Source organism: Methylobacterium sp. D54C (assembly GCF_053345595.1).
Genome location: NZ_JBKFAK010000041.1, coordinates 1 through 21,551 on the forward strand (window position 1 = coordinate 1; position 21,551 = coordinate 21,551).

General features: G+C 75.8%; 13 protein-coding genes. 6 read left to right on the forward strand and 7 right to left on the reverse strand.

Annotated elements, in window-relative coordinates; genetic code table 11:
• The 7 genes from ACLBYB_RS30945 to ACLBYB_RS30975 form a co-directional block, all read right to left on the reverse strand.
• The coding region (locus ACLBYB_RS30945) for a condensation domain-containing protein (protein ID WP_447701113.1) at positions 1 to 2,107 on the reverse strand (2,107 nt) is incomplete at its 3' end.
• Positions 2,104 to 5,262 (reverse strand): amino acid adenylation domain-containing protein, encoded by a 3,159-nt coding sequence (locus tag ACLBYB_RS30950; RefSeq protein ID WP_447701114.1) that lies wholly within the window; start codon positions 5,260 to 5,262, stop codon positions 2,104 to 2,106. The genes ACLBYB_RS30945 and ACLBYB_RS30950, both read right to left, overlap by 4 nt.
• Positions 5,259 to 9,743, reverse strand: a complete 4,485-nt coding sequence (locus ACLBYB_RS30955; RefSeq protein WP_447701115.1) for a condensation domain-containing protein — start codon at positions 9,741 to 9,743, stop codon at positions 5,259 to 5,261. Before ACLBYB_RS30955 ends, ACLBYB_RS30950 begins: the two co-directional genes overlap by 4 nt.
• Complete coding sequence (locus ACLBYB_RS30960; protein ID WP_447701116.1) at positions 9,740 to 11,437, reverse strand: cyclic peptide export ABC transporter; 1,698 nt, start codon at positions 11,435 to 11,437, stop codon at positions 9,740 to 9,742. Before ACLBYB_RS30960 ends, ACLBYB_RS30955 begins: the two co-directional genes overlap by 4 nt.
• A complete protein-coding gene (locus tag ACLBYB_RS30965; protein WP_056529523.1) occupies positions 11,437 to 12,420 on the reverse strand; it encodes a TauD/TfdA family dioxygenase in 984 nt (327 codons plus the stop codon). Before ACLBYB_RS30965 ends, ACLBYB_RS30960 begins: the two co-directional genes overlap by 1 nt.
• 62 nt (positions 12,421 to 12,482) lie before the next feature.
• Positions 12,483 to 13,199 (reverse strand): thioesterase II family protein, encoded by a 717-nt coding sequence (locus ACLBYB_RS30970; protein ID WP_447701117.1) that lies wholly within the window; start codon positions 13,197 to 13,199, stop codon positions 12,483 to 12,485.
• 2 nt (positions 13,200 to 13,201) lie between these two features.
• Positions 13,202 to 13,435 (reverse strand): MbtH family protein, encoded by a 234-nt coding sequence (locus tag ACLBYB_RS30975; RefSeq protein WP_020094344.1) that lies wholly within the window; start codon positions 13,433 to 13,435, stop codon positions 13,202 to 13,204.
• Between the two features lie 440 nt (positions 13,436 to 13,875).
• On the opposite strand from ACLBYB_RS30975, the gene ACLBYB_RS30980 reads away from it, so the two are divergent.
• From ACLBYB_RS30980 to ACLBYB_RS31005, 6 genes are all read left to right on the forward strand, one after another.
• The gene (locus tag ACLBYB_RS30980; protein ID WP_447701118.1) at positions 13,876 to 15,249 is read left to right on the forward strand and encodes a lysine N(6)-hydroxylase/L-ornithine N(5)-oxygenase family protein; all 1,374 of its coding nucleotides are present in this window, start codon (positions 13,876 to 13,878) and stop codon (positions 15,247 to 15,249) included.
• A 103-nt stretch (positions 15,250 to 15,352) separates the two neighbouring features.
• The gene (locus ACLBYB_RS30985; RefSeq protein ID WP_447701119.1) at positions 15,353 to 16,297 is read left to right on the forward strand and encodes an ABC transporter substrate-binding protein; all 945 of its coding nucleotides are present in this window, start codon (positions 15,353 to 15,355) and stop codon (positions 16,295 to 16,297) included.
• Positions 16,294 to 18,306 carry a Fe(3+)-hydroxamate ABC transporter permease FhuB gene (gene fhuB, locus ACLBYB_RS30990; protein ID WP_447701120.1) on the forward strand — a complete coding sequence of 671 codons (2,013 nt, stop codon included), beginning with the start codon at positions 16,294 to 16,296 and terminating at the stop codon, positions 18,304 to 18,306. Before ACLBYB_RS30985 ends, fhuB begins: the two co-directional genes overlap by 4 nt.
• Entirely contained in the window at positions 18,303 to 19,100 is a 798-nt protein-coding gene (gene fhuF, locus ACLBYB_RS30995) for a siderophore-iron reductase FhuF (protein WP_100253744.1), read from the forward strand. Before fhuB ends, fhuF begins: the two co-directional genes overlap by 4 nt.
• Positions 19,097 to 19,945, forward strand: coding sequence for an ATP-binding cassette domain-containing protein (locus ACLBYB_RS31000; protein WP_170855236.1), 849 nt, complete (start codon positions 19,097 to 19,099; stop codon positions 19,943 to 19,945). Before fhuF ends, ACLBYB_RS31000 begins: the two co-directional genes overlap by 4 nt.
• Positions 19,946 to 20,382: 437 nt before the next feature.
• Positions 20,383 to 21,372 carry a helix-turn-helix domain-containing protein gene (locus ACLBYB_RS31005; protein WP_447701121.1) on the forward strand — a complete coding sequence of 330 codons (990 nt, stop codon included), beginning with the start codon at positions 20,383 to 20,385 and terminating at the stop codon, positions 21,370 to 21,372.
• Positions 21,373 to 21,551: the final 179 nt, after the last annotated feature.

Genomic DNA, 21,551 nt, shown 5'->3' on the forward strand with positions numbered 1-21,551 from the left:
CGTCGAAGGAGACGGGGGTCTTGTGCAGGACGGTGTCGCGGGGGGAGACGCGCAGGTGGTCGGCCATCCAGGCGAGGCGGTTGGCGAGGGCGGCGTGGGTGTTGGCGCAGGCCTTGGGGGTGCCGGTCGAGCCGGAGGTGTGCAGGACGTAGGCGAGCGCGTCCGGGTGGGGCGCGCGGGGCGAGAAGGGTACGAAGGGCCGGGCGGCGTCTTCGTTCTGGTTCGCGTCCGCGCCCGCGTCGGCATCCGGATCGGCGTCCAGGACGAGGGGCGCTCGCCCTGCGGCGTCGGCGAGCGCGAGGTGCTGGTCGGCGAGTTCGGGCTGGGTGAGCAGGAGGTCGGCCTCGGCGGCGAGGGCGGCGATGCGGGCCGCGGGCAGCTCGGGGTTGAGGGGGAGGATGGCGGCGCCGGTCCTGAGGACGGCGAGCCAGGCGGCGGGCAGGTCGCAGGTTCGCTCGAGGAGGAGTCCGACGACGCGCTCGGGTCGGGCGCCGGCGCGGGCGAGGCGTCGGGCGATGGCGGTGGCGCGGGCGTCGAGGCCGGCGCGGGTCAGGCTGGTCCGGGCGTCGGTCACCGCGACCGCGTCGGGGTCGTGCGCGCGGTGGCCTGCGAAGGCGGCGAGCACGTCGCCGGCGCCGTCCGGGTAGGCCCGGGCGGTCGCGTTCGCCGACCCGATCACCGCACGGTCGGAGGCCGTGAGCGCGCTCGCCGCGTGGAGGGGCCGGTCCGGCGCCGCGACGAGGGCGCGCAGCAGGGCGAGGAACCCGTCGCGCCAGCGCCGGGCGGTGGCGTCCGCGATCAGGCCGGCATCGTACTCGAGCTGGCAATCGATGCCGGTCCCGTCGGCGGCGACGTCGAGGGCGACGTCGAACTTGGCGCTCGCCACGTCGACGTCGATCCGCGCCGCCGCGACCCCCGCGAGGTCGAGGGGGGCGGCATCCCGGCTGGGGCGGAAGTTGAACGCCGCCTGGAAGACCGGCGTGGTCGCGGCGTCGCGCGCGATCCCGGTCTCCGCCACGAGGCGCTCGAAGGGGACGTCGTCCTCGGCCAGGAACGCCATCGCCTCGCCGCGCAGCCGCGCGCAGAGATCGCGGAAGCTCCCGCGCGGATCGAGGCGGACGCGGTAGACCTGCGTGTTGACGAGGAAGCCGACGAGGTCCTGCAGCTCGGGGCGGGTGCGGGCGGCGTTCGGCACGCCGACGGCGAAGTCCGTCTGGCCGCTCAGGCGGGCGAGCAGCACCTGCCACGCCGCCAGCAGCGCCACGAAGGGCGGGCACGCCTGCGACTGGCAGAACGCGGCCACCGCGCCGGCGAGGTCGGCGGGCAGGATGAAGTCGACCCGCCCGCCCGGGCGGTTCGCCAGGGGCTGGCGGGGATAGTCGAGGGGCAGGTCCAGGGCCGGGACGGCGTCGCCGAGGTAGCGGCGCCCGCGCGCGATCGCCGCGGACCCGGCCGCGCCGTCGAACCGGGCGCGCTGCCACGCGGCGAAATCCACGAAGCGCAGGCGCGGGGCGGGCAGCGGCTGCCCGATCCGCGCGGGATCGGCGAGGGCCGCGCGGTAGGCCTGCGCCAGATCCCGGAAGAGCCGCGCCGTCGACCACGCGTCCACCGCGATGTGGTGCATCACCACGAGGAGGACGCGCCCGCCCGCCGGATCCGCCTCCGACAGGACCGCGCGCAGCGGCGGCGCGCGGGTGAGATCGAAGGGGCGGCGGCTCAAGGCGCGCAGCGCCGCGCCCGGGTCACCGTCGAGGGCCGGGACGCGCTCGAGTTCGAACGGCACGTGCGGGTGCAGGATCTGGCGCGGGCCGTCGGCGGTATCCGCCAGCGCCGTGCGCAGGACGTCGTGACAGGCGATCAGGCTCCGGAACGCGCCCTCGAGCGCCGGGACGTCGAGGGGGCCGGTGAGGCGGAAGGCCCGGGCCGAGTGGTAGGCCGGGCTCTCCGGGTCGTAGCGCTGGTGGAACCAGAGCCGCGCCTGCGGGAACGACAGGGGCGCCGGGCCGCCTGCGTGCCGCGGTATGCCGTCGGCCGCCTCGGCGTCCTCCCGGATCAGGCGGGCGAGGGCCGCACGCCGCGCCGCGTCGCGCGCGCCGACCCCGGTCACGCGCCCACCCCGGCGAGGCCGGCGCGCTCGGTCTCGCTCAGGCCGGCGAGTTCCAAGCGCAGGCTCGCCGTCTCCTCGATCGCGCCCGGCGGGGCGTAGGTGCCGAGCGCCGCCGCGAGGGTCGCGGGCGTGCTGTGGTCGAAGACCAGGCTCGGGGGGATCTCGACCTTGAGCAGCTTGCGGATGCGCGCCGTCAGCTTGATGACGAGGAGCGAGTTGCCGCCCGCCGCGAAGAAGTCGCCCGCGGCGCCGAGGCGCTCCGCCGGGAGGCCCAACAGCTCCGCCATGGCGTCGGTGAGCACGGTCTCGAGCGCCGTGCGCGGCGGGACGCCCGTGTCCGCGTCCGGATGGGCGTCCGGATGGGGCAGGGCGGCGCGGTCGATCTTGCCGTTGGCCAGTCGCGGCAGGCTGTCGAGGCGCAGGATCGGGGCGGGCAGCCACGCGGCGGGCAGGGTTTCGGCCAGCGCCGCGAGGAGCGCGGCGGGTGTCCGCTCGGGGTCGGCGACCACGTAGGCCGCGAGTCCGGTCGCGCCGTCCGGCCCCGTGAACGGGCGCACCGCCGCCTGGCTCACGCCGGCGAGGCCCGCCAGCGCGGCCTCGACCTCGCCCGGCTCGACGCGGTGGCCGCGCAGCTTGATCTGGTCGTCGGCCCGCCCGGCGAGCACGAGGCGGCCGCCGGGCAGCAGGCGGGCCCGGTCGCCGGTGCGGTAGAGCCGCCCCGCTCCGAACGGGTTGGGCGAGAACGCGCCCGCGCCGCCGGCCTCCGTGCCCGGGAGGTAGCCGCGGCAGATCTGGGCGCCCCCGAGGTGGAGCACGCCGACCGCGCCGGTCGGCGCGAGCGCGCCCGCCGCGTCGAGGATGTAGGCCTCGCTGCCGGCGAGCACGCGGCTCAGCGGCAGGCTCTCGTCCGGCGGCGCGGTGGCCGCGTCCGGATGCACCAGCACGCCGACACAGGCCTCGGTGGGACCGTAATGGTTGGCGATCCGCGTCGTCGGCGCCGCCGCCCGGATCCGCCGGACCAGGGCGGCCGGCGTCGGCTCGCCGCCGAGCACCAGCAGGGCGGGCAGCGCGGGGTCCTCGACGCCGTCGAGGAGGGCGGCGAGGTGGGACGGGACCAGTTTCGCGCAGGCGACGGCGTTGCCGCGTAGGAAGCGCGCGAAGGCCGGGCCGTCGGCCATCTCGGCCTCGTCGGCGATCACGAGGCAGGCGCCGAGGCGCAGCGCCGCGAACAGCATGGTGTTGCCGAGGTCGGCCGCCACCGTGGAGGTCAGCGCGAAGCGCCCGTGGCCGGACAGGTCGAGGGCGTCGATGACGGCCTCCGCGTAGGCGCGGATCTGGGCGTGCTCGATCACGACGCCCTTCGGCGTCCCGGACGAGCCGGAGGTGAAGAGCAGGCAGGCCATGTCGGAGGGGTCCCGGGCCTCGGCGGGGTGCCGGGCCTCACCGAGGCCGTCGAGGATCGCCCCGAGGGCGTGCCGGCCGGCCGCGGGGTCGGCCGAGAGCGCCACGGTCAGCGCGGGCCGGGCGAGCGCGATCAGGCGGTCGCGGCGGGCCTGCGGCCAGGCCGGGTCGAGGGGCAGGTAGGCGCCCCCCGCGCGCCAGACCGCGAGGATCGCCACCACGAGGTCGACGGAGCGCGGCAGGTCCAGGGCGACGACGCGCTCGGGACCGACGCCGCGCGCGGCGAACCAGGCGCCGAGGCGCGCGACGCGGTCCTCCAGCGCGGCGTACGACAGGGTGCGGCCGGCGCCGACGAGGGCGGGGGCGTCCGGCGCCGTCGCCGCGTGGCGGGCGACGAGGACCGGAAGGGTCTCCGCCGGCAGGGCGCGGGCGGCCGGGCGGCCGAAGGCGCGCAGGCGCACCTCCTCGCGCGCGCCGACGAGCGGGTAGGTCGCGAAGGGCGTCGCGGCCTTCGCGGGCAGGCGGGCGAGCAGCGTCTCGACCTGATCGAGCAGGGTCTCCAGGGCCTCCACCGCGTAGCGGCGCGGGTCGGCGTGCAAGGTCAGCGCGGCGAGGTGCCCCTCCGCGTCGAGGGCCGGCTCCAGGCAGAGCTCGAACCCGGCGGGTCCGGGCAGGAGCCGGTCCTGCGCGGCCCCCTGAGCCGCGAGCGCGAATCCGACCGCGGGGCGGCGGTCGTCGCCGGCCGCGTGGAGGGGGCAGAGTTCCTGGAAGGCGCGGTGCTCATCGAGCCGCGCGGCGAGACCGGCCGCGGCCTCCGAGACGCTGGTCTCCGGCGGGAGGAAGAGGCGCAGGGGCAGCGTCTTGGTGAAGACGCCGACCGTGCCGGCGAAGACCGCGTAGTCGCGCCGGCAATCGTGCGCCCAGCCGCCGAGGATCTCCGTCCGCTCGGCGAGGCGCGCCACGAGCAGCCACCACGCGGCCTGGAGCACGGCCTCGGCGCCGGCCGCGGCGAGGTCCGGCCGGGCCAGCGCCCGCGCGAAGGCGTCCGTGACGGCGGCGTCGACGGCCCGACTCAGCCGGATCGCGGCGGCCGGCTCCTCCACCGCGTCGGCGGCCGCCCCGCGGCGATAGGGCAGCCGGAGGGGCACCGCGCCCGCGCCGATCTGGTCCCGCCAGTAGGCTTGGCCCTCGCCGTCCGCGTCGTCGGCGGCGACCGCCTCGCGCCACTCCGCGTACTGGGCGTAGGTCGCGGCCTCGGGATCGGCGCCGGGTGCCGCGTCGTCCGCGCAGGCGGCCGCGACCTCTGACAGGACGCGGTCGAGGCTGCCGGCATCGACCGCGAGGGCGCTGGCGACGAGGCGCAGCCGCGGCGTCGCGCCCGGCAGGAGGACGGCCGCGAGGGTCTGGCCGCGCTCCGGCGCGAGGCCGACGGTCCCGACGTCTCCCTGCGGCGCGCCGGTATCGAGCGGGATAGCGGGCGCGCCGGCCTCGGCCTGCCGCAGGCCGCGGAAGCCCGGTTCGCGCACGAAGGCGGTGCGCAGGACGTCGTGGCGGGCGGCGACCGCGGCGAGGCCGCGGCGGAGGCGGTCCGCCTCGACCGGCCCGGGCAGGTCGATCTCGGCGACGAGATTCGGCGCGGTGCCGGTCTCGTCGAGGTAGGCGCGCTGCTCGGGGGTCAGCGCCCGGGTCGGCGCCACCGCGAGGGAGGCCGGCGCCCCGGTCATCGCCGCGCCGGTCATCGCCGCGCCGGTCATGCCGCCGCTCCCGTGACCGCGCCGCGCTCGACCATGTCGCCCATGGCGACGACGATCCGGCGCGGCCCCTCGTAGGGGTCGCGGGCATGGGCGGCGAGCATGTTGTCGAGCATCACGACGTCGCCGGGGCGCCAGTCGAAGCGCACGGCGATCGCCTCGTAGAGGCGGCCGACCTCGTCCATCACCGCGTCCTCGATCGGCGTGCCGTCGCCGTAGAGCACGTCGCGCGGCATCCGCTCCGGCCCCACGAGGCCGAGGAGGTCGGCGCGCACCTCGGGGTCGAGGCAGCGCGGGTGGTGCAGCTGCACCTGGTTGAAGAACGACTTCTCGCCGGTCAGCGGGTGGGTGATCACCGCCGGGCAGCGCGTGCGGGTCTGGAGCGTGTCCGCGTCGAGCCAGGCGAAGTCGACGCTCTCGGCCCGGCAGCGGGCCTCCACGGCCGCGCGATCCTCGGTGTGGAAGAACCGGCGCCAGTCGACGTCGAAGCGCTCCGTGAAGGTGCGGACGTAGATCAGCCCCAGGCGCTCGAAGCGGTCGGCGAGCGCCGGCGGCAGCTGCCGGTACAGCGCGCGGCAGTCGACGATGGGCGTCGCGCCGCCCACCGGCGACGGCTGCTGGCAGAAGAACCACTGCTTGCGCGGCCAGGCATGCAGGTGGCTGCTCTCGTTGTGGTAGAGGATCATCTCCCGCTCGGGGTAGGGCGTCGAGCGGTAGGTGTTCTTCCCGCCCTCGTTCTTGGGCAGGTCGCCGTACCCGCCGTAGAGGCCGGGCTGGAGCGCCTCGGCGAAGGCCTCGAATTCCTGCGGGGTCGCGATGCCGAAGCCGCGCAGCAGCAGGCCGGCGTGGCGGCGCAGCTTGCCCTCGACCCAGTCGCGCTGGGCGGTCGCCCAGGCCACCGCGTCGACGTCGGCCGACAGCGGCTCGATCACGAGGGGGAAGTCGCGCCCGGGCGCCAGGGTCGAGAGGCGGGCCGGCTCGCCCGCGGCGGCGGCGGGTTTGCCGGCGCCCAGTCCCTTGAGCTTGTCGAGCTTCGCTTCCAGGCGGCCGGTGCGCGGGAGCGACGGGGCGGTGTTCGACATGACGGGATCCTCCGGGTCTCGTGAGGGCGGGAGCGCGGGCAGAAGGTCGGGCCGGTCGGGCAGCAGGGTCGGGAGCGGGGCCGCGGGCGCGGCGGCTGCGGCGGCGAGCAGGGTCGCGTAGGCCTCCGCGAGGCGCGCGACGCGTTCGGGGGTGAACAGGGCCGTGGCGAAGACCCACTCGGCCGCGATCCCGCCCCCCGGCGCGGGCGGGTCGAGGAAGAGCGCCATCTCGAACTTCGAGCCGTGCGCGCTGGCCGCCCGGGCCTCGGCCGCGAGCCCCGGGACACCGAAATCGCCGGGCGGCGCGTTCTGCATCACGAACAGGGCCTGGACGAGGGGTGGTCGGGCGCGGGCGCGCGGGATGTCGAGGGCGTCGACGATCCGGTCGAAGGGCAGGGTGGCGTGCTCGAAGGCGGCGAGGACGTCCTCGCGGACGCGCTCGATCAGCGCGGCGAAGGACGGGGCGCCGTCGAGGCGCGCCCGGATCGGCAGCACGTTGACGAAGAAGCCGATCAGCCCGGCCAGATCGGGGTGCGGCCGGCCCGCGACGTCGGTGCCGACCACGAAGCGTTCGGCCCCGCTCAGCCGATGGAGCAGGGCCTGGAAGCCCGCGAGCAGCACGACGAACGGCGAGGCGCCGCGCGCCCGGCCCAGCTCCGCCAGACGGGCGACCAGCGGCCCCGGCAGTTCGAAGCGGACGGAGCCGCCGGCCTGCGACGGGACCGCCGGCCGCAGCCGGTCCGTCGGCAGGGGCAGCAGGGCGGGCACCTCCGCGAGGTGCCCGCGCCAGAACGCGGTCTCGGCCGCCGCCGCGCGGTCCACGGCCGCCCGGTGCCAGCGCGCGAAATCCGCGTACTGGACGGGGAGGGGCGGCGCCTCCGCGCCGCGATAGGCGGCCCCGAGTTCGGAGAGCAGCACGCCGACCGACCAGCCGTCGCCGACGAGGTGGTGGAGGGCCAGGACGAGGCGGTGATCGTCGGCGGCCAGGCGCAGGAGCCGGGCGCGCAGGAGCGGCGGCACGGCGAGGTCGAACGGCGCGGCCGCCTCCGCGGCCTCGCACGCGGCGACCCGGATCTCGCGGGCGCCCGGATCGAGGCCGGTGAGGTCGTCGACGGGCACGTCGAGGGCGACCGCCTCGGCGATCCGGGGCTCCGGAAGGCCGTCCTCGCCGGTGGGATAGCCGGTCCGCAGCACGGCGTGCCGGGCGACGACCCGGCGCAGCGCCGCGGCGAGCCGGTCGGGCTCCAGCGGGCCTCCGAACCGGATATGTCCGACCATGACGTAGGCGCCGCGCCCGGCCGGGTCGCCGAGCCGCTCGGCCAGCCAGAGCCGCTGCTGGCCGAGCGACAGGAGGGGCGGGCCCGCGCGCGGCAGGAGCGCGGGCGCCGGCACCGCGTCGCGGGGCAGCGCGTCGATCCGCGTCGCGAGGTCGGCGAGGGTCGGGGCCGCGAACAGGTCGCGCAGCGGCAGGGCGACCCCGAAGGCGGCGCGGACGCGGTCGACGGCGCGCATCGCCAGGAGCGAGTGGCCGCCGAGTTCCAGGAAGCCGCGCCCGCGCGAGACCTCGTCGAGGCCGAGGAGATCGCACCAGATCGCCGCGAGGGCGCGCTCCGTCGCGCTCCGGGGCGGCTCATCCGGCGACGGGGCACCCTGCGGGCGCCGGTAGAGGTGGAGGGGGGTGAGGTCGCCGGCCGCGAGGCCGTCCCGGCACGCGCCGCGCCGGAGCTTCCCGCTCGTGGTCTTGGGCAGGGTGCCCGGCGCCAGCAGGGCCACGAGTTCCGCCGGCTCGGCCAGCACCTCCGCCAGCGCGGCGTCGACCGCGGCGGCGATCTCCGGCGCGCGGGCGGCGGCGCTCCGGCCGATCTCGGCGGCGATCCCGATCGCCTCGCCCGCCGGGCCCTCGACCGCGAAGGCCGCGACCCGCCCCGGGCGGAGGGCCGGCACGCGCGCCTCGACCGCCGCCTCCACGTCCTGCGGATAGACGTTGTGGCCGCGCAGGATGATGAGGTCCTTGGCACGCCCGGTGACGAAGAGCTCGCCGCCGTCCAGGAAGCCGAGGTCCCCGGTCCGCAGCCAGGTCGCGCCGTCGCGGGGCACGAAGGTCGCGCGGGTCGCCTCCGGGTTGTTCCAGTAGCCGCGCGCGACGCAGGGGCCGCTGAGCCAGATCTCGCCGACCGTGCCGTCGGGGCAGGGAAGACCGGAGCGCGGGTCGACGATCCGCAGGTGCTCGGGCCGGACCGGCCGGCCGCTGCCCGCGAGGGCGGTGCCGGCCTCGTCCGCGACGGCGCGGCCGGCCGCCAGCGCCGCCGGCGCGACGCTCAGCCGGCGCCACGGCGTGCCCCGGGGCTTGGCCGCGACGAGGAGGGTCGCCTCGGCGAGGCCGTAGGCGGGGCTGAGCGCCGTCGGCGCGAAGCCCGCCGGGGCGAAGCGCTCGGCGAAGCGGGTGAGGGTCCGGGGCCGGATCGGCTCGGCACCGCTGTAGGCGACGCGCCACCCGGCGAGGTCGAGCCCCGCCAGCGCGGCGGCGCCGACGCGCTCGCAGGCCAGCCGGTAGGCGAAGTCCGGGCCGCCGCTGATCGTGCCGCCATGCGCGCCGATCGCCTCGAGCCACGAGGCGGGCCGGGCGAGGAAGGCCTGCGGGCTCATCAGCACGAGCGGCGCGCCGGCGAAGATCGGCTCGATCAGCCCCGCGATCAGGCCCATGTCGTGGTAGAGGGGCAGCCAGGAGACGAAGACGTCGTCCGGGCCGGGCGCGATCGCCTCGGCGAGCCAGCGGGCGTTGGCGACGATGTTGCCGTGCGTGACCTCGACGCCCTTGGGATTCGCGGTCGAGCCCGAGGTGTACTGCAGGAAGGCGAGGGTGTCGGGCGGGCACGGGACCGGCCGCCACGCCTCCGCCCCGGCGCTGCCGACCGCGTCGACACAGACGATCGCGCTTACGGAGCTGCCCGTGCAGGTCGCCGCCACGGTCTCGCGGTTCGCCCGATCGGTCAGGACGTGGCGCGGTGCCATGTCGGCGATCATCAGGGCGAGGCGGGCCGCGTGGTGCGGATCCCGCGTCTCCGGCGGGAAGGAGGGCACGGCGACGAGGCCCGCGTAGAGGCAGGCGAAGAACGCCACGACGTAGTCCGGCCCGCTCGGCAGGGCGATGAGCGCCCGCGCGCCGGGCTCGGCGTCGCGCTGGAGGCGCGCCGCGAGGGCGCGGACCCGCCGGTCGAGCTCCGCGTAGTCGAGGGACGCCCCGACCGCGCGCCCGTCCGTGAGGAAGCGCAGGGTCAGCCGGTCGGGCGTGGCGGCCGCCCGCGCCCGCAGGATCGCCACGAGGCTGTCGTCCGGCGCGGGCCGGTGCGGCGACGGCGCGCGGTGTGCGCGGCTCACGTGCAGGCTCTCGTGCAGGCTCACGCGCCGGCTCCCGCCTGGCGGCCGCGCGGCGGGGCGGCGCGGTGCTCCACCACGAGGCCGCGCTCGAGCTTCACGACCTGGTCGGCCCGGTCGAACCAGCGGTCGTCGTGGGTGACGACGAGGATCGTCCGGCCCTCGGCGGCCAGCTCCGGGAGGAGCGTCTCGTAGAAGGCCGCCCGGGAGTCGGGATCCTGGTCGGCGGCCCACTCGTCGAAGATCATGACGGGCCGGTCCTCCAGGCAGGCGACCAGGAGGGCGAGCCGCTTGCGCTGGCCCGTCGAGAGATCGCGGGTCGAGAAGACCCCGTCCCGGAGGCTGACGCGGCCGTCGAGGCCGAGGCGCGTCAGCCACGCGCGCGCCTGCGCCTCGCGCGCGGCGTCCGGCCGGCCGAGCAGCGTCTCGAACAGGTGGAAATCGGAGAAGACGGCCGCGACGTGCGCGCGGTAGCCGGCGAGGGCCGCGCCCGCCACCGGGCGACCGTCCAGGCACAGCGTCCCGCCGGTCGGCGGATGCAGGCCGGCGATCACCCGGGCGAGGCTGGTCTTGCCGGAGCCGTTGCCGCCGACCAGGAAGGTGATCTCCCCGGGGCGCAGCGTCAGGTCGACCGGGCCGAGGTCGAAGCGGTCGCCGGTCTGCGGATCGGCCCGGTGATGGGTCACGCCCCGCAGGGTCACGGTGGCGTCGCGCCGGGGCGCGGCCGGGCCTGTCCCCGGATCGCCGACCGGCTCGGGCGGCAGCTCGGCGAAGGCCGCCTCGATCCGCCGCGCGCCGACGCGGGCGAGGTTGACGAGCGGCATCGTGTTCAGCACCGCCTCGAGCGGCCCCATCAGGTAGAGCAGGGCGATGACGTACCCGGTCGTCACCGCCGGGCTCTGCGCGCCGGTCCCGGGGACGAACAGCGCGAGCCCGATCAGGGCCAGGAACAGGATGCGGCCCCAGCCCGCCGCCAGCGCGAGGAGGGCGAGGCCGCGCCGGCGGTGGTCGGCGACGCGGGCGATCGCGGTCGCCAGGACCGCGTCGAGGAAGTGGCGCCCCTTCTCCCGGTTGAGGCGCAGCTCCTTGGCGCCGCCGTGCAGCGCCTGGAAATGTCCGACGAGGCGATCCTGCTCCGCCCCGGCCCGGGCGAGGTGCCGCGTGACGCGGCCGTAGCAGGCGGAGTAGCCCGCGGCCCCCAGGGCGATCGTGAGGGCCGAGGCCAGGAACAGGGGGAACGACAGGTAGCCGAGAAAGGCGAGGGTCGCCGCGACCACCGCGCAGTTGGTGACGAGCACGGGCAGCGCCGTGAGGAAGTTGGCGACCTGGTTGGCGTCCTCGGTCACCAGCGCCTGCACCCGGGCGCTCCCCACAGCCTCGAGATCCGCGAACGCGGCGGCCTGGACGCGGGCGGCGATCGCGGACCGGAGATCGGCGAGCCCGCGCTGCCCGAGATCGGCGAAGAGCGCGCGCGAGACGACGAGCGCCGCGCAGGCGAGGAGGGCGGTCGCCGCGAAGGCGGCGATCCGGTCGGCCCGGGCGGGCTCGGACGCGTGGAGCGCCCCGTTGATGAGCACGATCAGGCCCGTCGTGGCGATCCCGCCGACGAGGCTCGCCGCGCCGGCCAGCACGAGCCGGGCGCGGGCGCCCCGCGCGAGGGCGCGCCACAGCGCGGTCCCTGGCGCGGACCCGGGCTCCGCGAAGGCGAACGCCGCCGCCATCACTGCGCGCGGCCGGCTTGCGCCATCGCCACCACGACCTTGCGCGGGCCCTTGAAGGGTGTCCGCGCGTGGGCGGTCAGCATGTTGTCCAGCATCACCACGTCGCCGGACTGCCAGGGGAAGACGACGGTGTGCGCGGCGAGCACGGCGCGGATCGCGTCGAGATCCGCGTCGGGGATCGGGCTGCCGTCGCCGTAGTAGACGTTGCGCGGCAGGTCCGGCTCGTCGACGAGGTCGAGGAGGGTCGCGCGCACCTCCGGCTCGAGGTTCGAGACGTGGAACAGGTGGGCCTGGTTGAACCACACCGGCTCGCCGGTCTCGGGGTGGCGGGCGGTGCCCTGGCAGACCTGCCGGGTGCGGAGGTCGCCGTCCGGCTTCCACTCGCAGGTGATCCCGTGGCCGGCGCAGTACGCCTCGACCGCCCCCCGGTCCTGCGTGCCGAACACCTGCTCCCAGGCCACGTCGAGCCCGTTGCCGTAGTTGCGCACGTACATCAGGCCCCGCTCGGCGAAGCGCGCGCGGATCGGCTCGGGCACGGCGCGGTAGATGGCGCGGCTGTCGGCCAGCGGCGTCTCGCCCCCCTCGGGCGCCGCCTGCTGGCAGTAGAACCAGATCTTCATCGGCCAGTCGCGGGCGTAGGCCTGCTCGTTGTGCAGCGGGATGTGCTGGTGGGGCGGGTACTCGGTCGAGGTGTAGACCCCCTGGGTCACGGGGCTGCGCGGCGTCGAGCCGAACTCGTAGCTCAGGAGGTCGTGGCCGAAGCCCGCCGCGAAGCTGCGGAACGCGTCGGGCCCGTCGAGGCTGAAGCCGCGGAGCAGCAGGCCGCCCGCGGCGTGGAGGTGCGCCTCGGCCGCGGCCCGGATCGCCGGCAGCGCGTCCGCGAGCGCCGCGCCCGCGGCGCCCTCCGGCGGCGTGACCAGGAGCGGCAGAGGACCCTCGTCCCGCAGGGGCTTGGTCACGAGTTCCATCACGGCGTCCTCCATGGTGACATCCCGTTCGTTCGCGCCGCCGGCCCGCGCGCCGCCGATGGGCGGGCGCGGCCGCCTCAGGCCGCGGCCTCGGCCCGCGCGCCGATCCGCCGGCCGACGAGGTCGAGCACCGGGCCCCGCCGCGCGTGGATGAAGAAGTGGTCGCCCTCGAACAGCGCGAGGTCGAAGGGGCCGCGCGTCTCGCGGCCCCAGGCCTCGAGGTCGGCGCGGGCGACGTCGTCCCGCGTCCCGCCGAGCGCCTGGATCGGGCAGTCCAGCGCCGGGCGCGCCACGTAGGTGTAGGCGCCGCGCAGCCGGAAATCGGCCCGGAGCACCGGCAGCACCAGGGCCATCAGGGCGGGATCGGCCAGCGCCTCCGGCGGCGTCGCGCCGTAGGCGGACAGCGCGTCGCGCAGGTCCGCGTCGCTGCGCGGGCGGCGGAAATACGCCCCGTCGCACACCGCCGGTCCGGCGCATCCGGAGGCGAACAGCGCGCGCGGCGCCGCGAACCCGCGGTCGCGGAGTTCGTGCGCCAGCTCGAAGGCGAGCAGCGCGCCCAGGCTGTGCCCGAACAGCGCGTAGGAGCCCGTGACGGAACCGGCGACCTCGTCCGCGAGGCGCCGCGTCAGCGCCCGCGGGTCGGTGCAGGGCGCCTCGCCGATCCGGGAGCCGCGCCCCGGCAGCTCGACGGGCCTGACGTCGACCGCGTCGGGCAGGCCGCGGCGCCACTGCGCGAACACCGCGGCGCTCGCCCCCGCGTAGGGCAGGCAGAACAGCCGGACTCGTCCCGGCACGGTCACGCCCGCGCGCCGCCCGCGTCCCGCTCCTGCGCCTCCATGTGTCGGCGCAGGCTCAGGGGCCGCATGTCGGTCCAGACCTCGTCGATGTAGGCCAGGCAATCGGCCTTCGCGCGCGGATCGCCCACGGCGCGCCACCCGTCAGGGATGTCGCGGTAGCTCGGCCAGATCGAGTATTGCTCCTCGTGATTCACCACCACGTAGAACAGCGTATCTTCGCGATCGAACGCCATCGATGCATCCCGTTCAGGTGAAAGCTGCGAGCAGCCTCGCCAATGAATCAATGAACTTCGCTTGTCGGCGCATAACATGGCCGAAAGATCGCCGGACTCAAGGGCCCTTTTACATATTTGAAATGTTCTAATTTAATTCATTACTGCTCGATCGTCCGAAGTGTTTTCCGGAGACCTTGAATCACTGTGGCGGTTCGCGCTACGCAGTGCGGCCGGCGGGTGCGGCCGGCGGGTGTTCTGTGGTCCGGGGCTTGGCGGGGGACGCGGTCAGTGGCGTGTGCGCGAACCAGCTTCCGGTCGCCTGCGAGCGGTCCCGCCGGGGAAACGCGCGGCTCCCCCAAGGGAGGCGCCACCCCCGTGCGCCGCGGCGGCGAGGATCGCCGCGCATCCCGGCGCGCACCCCGGCGCGCACCCCGTCGTGCGGACGAGGAGACGATCGGATGACCGCGCGCGCCGCACCGCTCTGCGACGTCATCGGGGTCGGCTTCGGGCCCTCGAACCTCGCCCTGGCGATCGCCCTGGCCGAGACCCCGGCGGCGCGCGGCCTCCGGTACCGCTTCCTGGAGCGGCAGCCGCACTTCCGATGGCACGGCGGCATGCTGCTGCCGGGCAGCGACATGCAGATCTCGTTCCTCAAGGACCTCGTCACGCTCCGCAACCCGACGAGCCCGCTGACCTTCGTGAACTACCTGCACAGCCAGGGTCGACTGCACGATTTCATCGATCTCGGGACGTTTCATCCCAGCCGGATCGAGTTCAACGACTATCTCCGCTGGGTGGCGGACCATTTCGCCGACCGGTGCGACTACGGCGAGACCGCGGTCGCGGTGGAGCCCGGGCCGGGACCGGACGGGACGGTCGAGACCCTGTGGGTCGTCACCCGCGACGCCGCGGGCCGCGAGATCCGCCGCCAGACGCGCGACCTCGCCCTCGCGGTGGGCGGCGCCCCGCACGTGCCCGCCGCCTTCGCCGCCCTGGCGCGCGATCCCCGGCTCTGCCATTCGAGCCGCTACCTCGACCATGTCGACCGGCGCGGCCCGGGCAGCCCGCTCGACCTGTCGCGCCCGGGCGCCCGCGTGGCGGTGATCGGCGGCGGTCAGAGCGCCGCCGAGATCGGCCACGATCTCCACGCCCGCTTCCCGCACCTGCAGGTCGATCTCGTCTTCCGCGGCCACGCCCTCCGACCGTCGGACGCGACGCCGTTCGTCAACGAGATCTTCCACCCCGACCGCACCGACTTCGTGTACGCGCAGCCGAGCGAGCGGCGGGCGGCGATCGTGCGCAGCTACCGCAACACGAACTACGCGGTGATCGACGCCGACCTGCTCAAGGCGCTCCACGTGATCGTCTACCGGGAGAAGGTCTCCGGGCCGCAGCGCCTGCACCTCCGGCCGCGCAGCGAGATCCTCTCGGCCGTCGGCGACGCGGGCGGGATCAGGCTGCGGACCGTCGACCGCTACGCCGAGGTCGAGGCGGAGCGCAGCTACGACGGCATCGTCCTGGCGACCGGGTACGCGCGCGACCCGAACCCGGCGATCCTCGAACCGCTCGCGCCCTACCGCGACGGGCCGGACCTGGCGCGCGACTACCGCGTCCCGACCCGCCCCGGCTTCGTCCCGCGCATCTACGTCCAGGGCTACTCGGAGACCTCGCACGGTCTGAGCGACACCCTGCTCTCGGTCCTGCCGGTCCGCGCGCAGGAGATCGTCGACAGCCTGCTCGATCAGGACGGACACGGGGGCGCGGTCGCCCCGGCGCGCGCGCCCGCCGCCGGCGGGATCCGCGCCTGGGAGCGGCAGGGAGCGCATCCATGAGGCTCGCCGTCCCGCGGACCGGCCGGGCGCGGCGCGCGGAGGCGTGCCGCGGGCGGATCCGCCGCCCGCTCGCCCGAGTCGGCGCACGGGTCGGCGCATGGGGATGAGCCGCCCGCGCGGCGATCGTCGCGCCCTCCTCGCCGGCCTCGCCGCGGGCGCCCTCGGTCTCGTCCCGGGCGGCTTCGCCGCGTCTCCCGCGGGCGCGTCCGACGACCCGCGGCGGGCGGAGACGGGCGGCTCGCCCGCCGCCCGCGTGGTCGCCCTCGACGGGTTGTTCGCCGAGACGCTCCTCGCCATCGGCCTCGTGCCGGTGGCGATCGCCAACCGGCCGCTCTACGAGAAGCTCATCGCGCAGCCGCCCCTGCCGGACTCGGTCCTCGACCTCGGCCCGCTGCAGGAGCCGAACCTCGAGTTCCTCAGCCTGATCGCCCCCGATCTCATCCTCGCCGCGCCGTGGCAGGCGCAGATCCAGGTCGCGCTGACCCGGATCGCCCCGGTCGTGGCGCTGCCCATCGTCGCGGGCGCGCGGGAGCCGATCGACCACCTCGACGCGCTGACCCGCGACCTGGGGGACCGCGTCGACCGCGCCGCGGCGGCGCGGGCGCTGGTCGCCGGGACCGACGGGGCGCTCGCCGAGGCCCGGGCCGCGCTCGCGGGCCGGACCGGGCGCCCGGTCTACATCTGCCGCTTCCGCGACGACGGGCGGCAGCTGGCCGTCTTCGGCACGCGCAGCACCGTCGGCGCGGTCGCCCAGCGCCTCGGCCTGACCAATGCCTGGACCGGCCGGCAGAGCGGCGCGGGCACGGTGCTCGCCGCGGTCGAGGACCTCGCGGAGGTGCCCGACGCGACGCTGATCCACTTCGACCGCGGCGCCGAGACCGCGCGCGCCCTCGGGCGCCTCGACGACAGCCCGCTCTGGCGGGCGCTGCCCGCCGTGCGCGCCGGCCGCGTGATCCGCATGCCGGTGGTCCATCCGAACGGCGGCCTGCCGTCGGCCGCGCGCTTCGCCCGTCAGGTCGCCGCGGCGCTCGGGAAGGCCCCGGCGTGAGCGCGGCCGGGGCCGGAGCGCGGCGGGCGCGAGCCGACGGGTCCGGGGCCTCGCCGCTCTGGCGCGGGGCGGGGCTCCTCGCCCTCGCGCTGGCGGTGAGCGCCGCGCTGCTGCACGCCAACCTGGCGGCCGTCCTGCCGCCCGGGCAGTGGTGGGCCGCCCTGCTCCACCCGACCGACGGCGACATGCCGCAGCTCGTCCTGCGCGACAGCCTGCTGCCGCGCCTCGCCATGGCGGTCCTGGCGGGCGGCGGCCTCGGCCTCGCCGGCGTGCTGTTCCAGCAGGTGCTCGACAACCCGCTGGCCGAGCCCGGCACCCTCGGCGTGTTCGCGGGCGCGAAGCTCGCCCTGGCCCTCGCGACCCTGTGGTGGCCGGCCCTCCTGATCTACGGCTACGAGCCCGTCGCCGGCGCCGGGGCGGCCCTGTGCACGGGCCTCGTGCTGCTGCTGAGCGGGCGCAGCGGCTACGCGCCGTCCACCGTCATCCTCGCCGGACTGGTGGTCGGGCTGTCCGCCGAGGCCGCCAACCGGATGCTGGTGCTCGCGCATTTCGACGCGCTCTCCGACCTCTACGCGTGGCAGGCCGGCGCGCTGAACCAGAACAACTGGGACGGCGTCCGCGGCCTCGTCCCGCGCCTCGCCCTCGCGGCCCTCGCGGCCGGCCTGCTGGCGCGCCCGCTGACCCTGATCGAGCTCGGCGATGCCGGGGCGCGGGGCCTCGGCGTCTCCACCGCCGGCACGCGGCTCGCCGCCCTCGCCCTCGGCGTCGCGGTCGGCGCCAGCGTGACCGGGTATCTCGGGGTGATCGGCTTCGTCGGCCTGGCGGGGCCGGCCATCGCCCGCTACGGCGGCGCCCGCCGGCTCCGCGACCGCCTGCTCTGGGGGCCGGTCGCCGGGGCGGTGCTGCTCGTCCTGACCGATCAGCTCGTGCAGCGGCTCATCGGCCGCAGCGGTGTCCCGACCGGCGCCGTCACCGCCCTCGTCGGCGCGCCCCTGCTGGTCGGCCTCATCCTGGGCCTGCGCACGGCGCGCGAGGCGCCGCCGGCGCCGGGGCCTATCCCGGTCCGGCTCGCCCGGCCGTGGCCCGCCATCGGGGCGCTCGCGATCCTGGCGCTCGCGGCCGTCGGCCTGTCGCTCACCCTGGGGCGGGATGCCCAGGGCTGGCTGTGGAGTCCCGATCCGGGCGCCCTCCTGGCCTGGCGGGCGCCGCGCGCGCTGGCCGCCCTGGGGGCCGGGGCCATGCTCGCCTACGCGGGCGGGCTGCTGCAGCGGCTGACCGGGAACCCCCTCGCGAGCCCCGAGCTGTTCGGCGTCTCCGCGGGCGCGGCCCTTGTGGTGGTGCTCGTCCTGTTCCTCGTCCCCGGCCTCGGCCCGGCCGCGATGCTGGCCGCCTCCGCGGCGGGCGCGCTCGCGACGCTGCTGGCGGTCCTGGCCCTGGGCCGCCGGGCGCGCTACGCCTCCGCGCGGATCCTGCTCGTCGGCGCGGCCCTCACCAGCCTGATCGGCTCGGTGATCGCGCTCCTGCTCGCCACGGCCGACCCGCGGACCGCCGCCCTGCTGACGTGGCTCTCGGGCTCGACCTACAATGCCACCGGGACCGAGGCCGGGCTCGCCTGCCTCGGCGCGGCCCTGGTGCTCGCGGGCACGCCGCTGCTCGCGCGCTGGCTCACGATCCTGCCGCTCGGGGCGGAGACGAGCCGGGCCGTCGGGCTCCAGGTCGCGCGGGCGCGCCTGACGGTCCTGTCGGTCGCCGCGATCCTGACCGGCGCCGCGACCCTGCTCGTCGGCCCGCTGAGCTTCGTCGGGCTGATGGGGCCGCACCTCGCCCGCAGCCTGGGCTTCAGCCGGGCCGCCGAGCAGCTGGTGGCGGCGACGCTCGCCGGCGGCCTGATCATGGTGCTGGCCGACTGGCTCGGGCGCGTCGCGGCCTTCCCGTGGCAGTTGCCCGCCGGCCTCGTCGCGACGGTTCTCGGGGGCGCCTATTTCGTCTGGCTGATGCTGCGCCGATGATTCTCTCCCCGCTGAACGCCCTGTTCGTCGGCCCCCTCGAGGGCTACCGGGATCGGATCGTGTCCGCGGAGGATCCGCGCCCCTCCGTGAGGGGCGCCGACCTGCTCGATCCGCGCGTCCTGACCGACCAGCTCGACCGGTTCGCCCGCACCTTCGCGGCGCCGGAGCCCCGCGCCGTCGCGTCGATCTGGGCGAAGCAGCACTTCTCGATGCTGGTGGTGCCCGCGCTCGCCGCCAACATCGTGCTCGACCTCGTCCTGCCCGTGGCCCTCGACGCCGTCGAGATCGTCCCGGACGACGGCGGGCTGACGCGGGCGCTCAAGCTGCGCGACCCCGCCGCGGGGAGCGACGGGCCCGGCGGGCAGACCCAGGAGAGGGCGCCGGCGGATCGCTTCGGCGCGCTGATCGACGCGCACCTGGCGCCCCTGGTCGGTGCCCTGGCGGCGGTCTCGGGCGTGGCGCCGCGCGTGCTGTGGAGCAATGCCGGCAACATCTTCGAGTTCGTGGTGCGCCGCACCGAGGGGCTCCCGCAGGCGGGCCGGACCGGGCACGCGGCCGCCGCGAGCGTCCTGACGAGCCGCCGCCGGTCCGGCGCGCCCAACCCGCTGTTCGCGCCGATCCGCTACGTCCCGGAGGCGGGGGACGCGCCGGCGGGCGCGCCGCCGCGTCGGGTGCGGAAGGTCTGCTGCCTGCGCTACCTCATCCCCGACCAGAGCCTCTGCGGCGCCTGCCCCCTGCCGGCACGCCCCGAAGCGGGTCCGGCGGGAACGGACGGCCCGAGGAGGCCCGCATGAACGGTCCCGATGCGCCGGTCGTCGCGCGGCCGCGGGGCGCGCCGACGGCGGAAGCCGCGGGCGCCCCCCCGCTCTTCACCCTGCAGGGCGCGAGCTTCGGTCTCCCCGAACGCACCCTGCTGCATCCCCTCGACCTCGTGATCCAGCCGCGGCAGGTGGTGGGCCTGATCGGCCATAACGGGTCCGGCAAGTCGACCCTGATCAAGCTGCTGGGCCGCCAGCAGGCGCCGACCGCCGGCCGGATCGCGTTCGCGGATCGCGCCCTCAGTGCCTGGGAGGACCGCGCCTTCGCGCGCGAGGTCGCCTATCTGCCGCAGGCGCTCCCGCCGGTCCCGGGCATGACCGTGCGCGAGCTCGTGGCGCTGGGGCGCTATCCCTGGCACGGCGCCCTCGGCCGCGTCGCCGACCGGGATCGTGAGGCGGTCCGGCGGGCGCTCGCCGCCACCGGCGTCGCCGCCTTCGCGGACCGCTTCGTCGACACGCTCTCGGGCGGTGAGCGGCAGCGCGTCTGGCTCGCGATGATGATCGCGCAGGAGCCCGCCTGCCTGCTGCTCGACGAGCCGATCTCGGCCCTCGACGTTGCCCACGCCGTCGAGATCCTCGCCCTCGTGCGCGATCTGGCCCATCGTGACGGGCTCGGCGTCGTGGTGGTCCTGCACGACGTGAACATGGCGGCGCGCGTCTGCGACCGCATCCTGGCGCTGCACTCGGGACGCCTCATCGCGGACGGCCCGCCCGGCACGCTGATGAACCCCGACACGCTGCGCGCCGTGTACGACATCCCGATGGGCGTCATGCCGCATCCGGATACCGGTCGGCCGCTGAGCTACCTGCGCGGATCGTAGGCCGGCGCGCGACGACCAGCTGCTCGCGATCCGGCACGCTCGGACCCAGGGTCCGAGCGCGAATCGGCCGGACACTCGGGTGGCGGCGCGCCGCGGACCTCGTCGCCGCCCGGCGGTGACCTCGTGTCGTCTGGACGATCGAGGCGTCGGGAAGAGCGCGGCCGTTGCGGCGGCTCCAACAACGCTGGCGGGGACGGAGGGATTCCGAGACGGTGACCGGCCCCCGCGGGGTGGTCCTGTGTCAGGCTTGGGCGCGATCGGAGTGGCGGCTCGGGGCGGTTTCCTGCCGGTGCGCTTACCGACGGCATTGGTTGAGACGCGGACAGAACCGCCGCGAAGCACCCGGCACCGCGGCCTTGAGATGATAGATTATATACAATAACTCTCCGGATCCGCAGTCGCGCTTCGGGACGGCGCGCTGCGTGCCGAGGCTACGCATGCAACCCTTCTTCTCGACAGAGGGAATTCACCCCAAGGACGCGTTCCGGCGCTGGCGCGAGACGATCTGCGAGCGATTGATCCCGATCGACCAGCAACCCCTTCACGGGGTTCCGTTTCAGGGCAGGCTGGACGTCACCAGCATCGGGCCTGTGCCGATCTCCAAGATGGCACACACCGCCATGCGGACTGAAGCGACCCCCGACGCGATTCGGCGCTATGGGCAGCCCGACCGCCTCTACGCGTCCTTGAAGCTCTCCGGCCAGGACGCCATCCAGCAAGGCGATCGGGAGGCTGTATTCCGGACGGGCGACTTCGTCGTTATCGACGCACGCCCGGCCGTCTGCGAGGCCGACACGGGCATCTCCCTCGTCATCGATCTGCCGCGCGAGCGCTTCGAGGCCATGCTGGGTCCGTCCCGGCTGTACTGTGCACTCACAGTTGGCGCGGACCTCGCCTCCACGACCCTGGCAAACACCTTCCTCCAGGAGCTGGTGCGCATGGGCGATCAGCTCACGCCCGACGCGGCCGTGCGCATGGCGGCGATCGGAACGGACCTGATCATAGCGAGCCTCGCCGAACGGATGGCGCAGGAGGTACCCCGTTCCGTCCACGGCAACGTCACGGTCCAGCGCGCCAAGGCCTATGTCGAGGCGAACCTGAGCGACCCGAACCTGGATCCGCCGCAACTCGCCGCCGCGATGGGCGTGTCGCTGCGTCGGCTCCAGGAACTGTTCCACGAGCGCGGCCGGCACATCTCCGACTACATCTGGGGACGCCGCCTGGAGGCGGCAGCCAAGCGCCTGGGCGATCCGGCCTGCGCCCACCTGTCGATCGGCATGCTGGCTTACGGCTGCGGTTTCAGCAGCCAGGCGCATTTCGCGCGCCGCTTCAAGGATCGCTACGGCATGAGCCCGCGTGACTACCGGCAGGCGCACAGCCGAGACAAGCAACCGGGCGCGTCCGCGTCCCGGCCGTCATTCTCGTGACCTGAGTGACCGGTTCGGGTCGCTCCCGGAACGGCAGTTCGGGATGGTCTTCCGCCTGTCCTGTGTGGATGGCTCCCGCATTGCAAGTGGCGAATTGAGCTTCTGACGCGTTGGTCGGGTGCAGTCTTGTGTCCGGCCTTTCGATGCAGTCGTTCATGTTGACCGCTGGCCCTGATGGT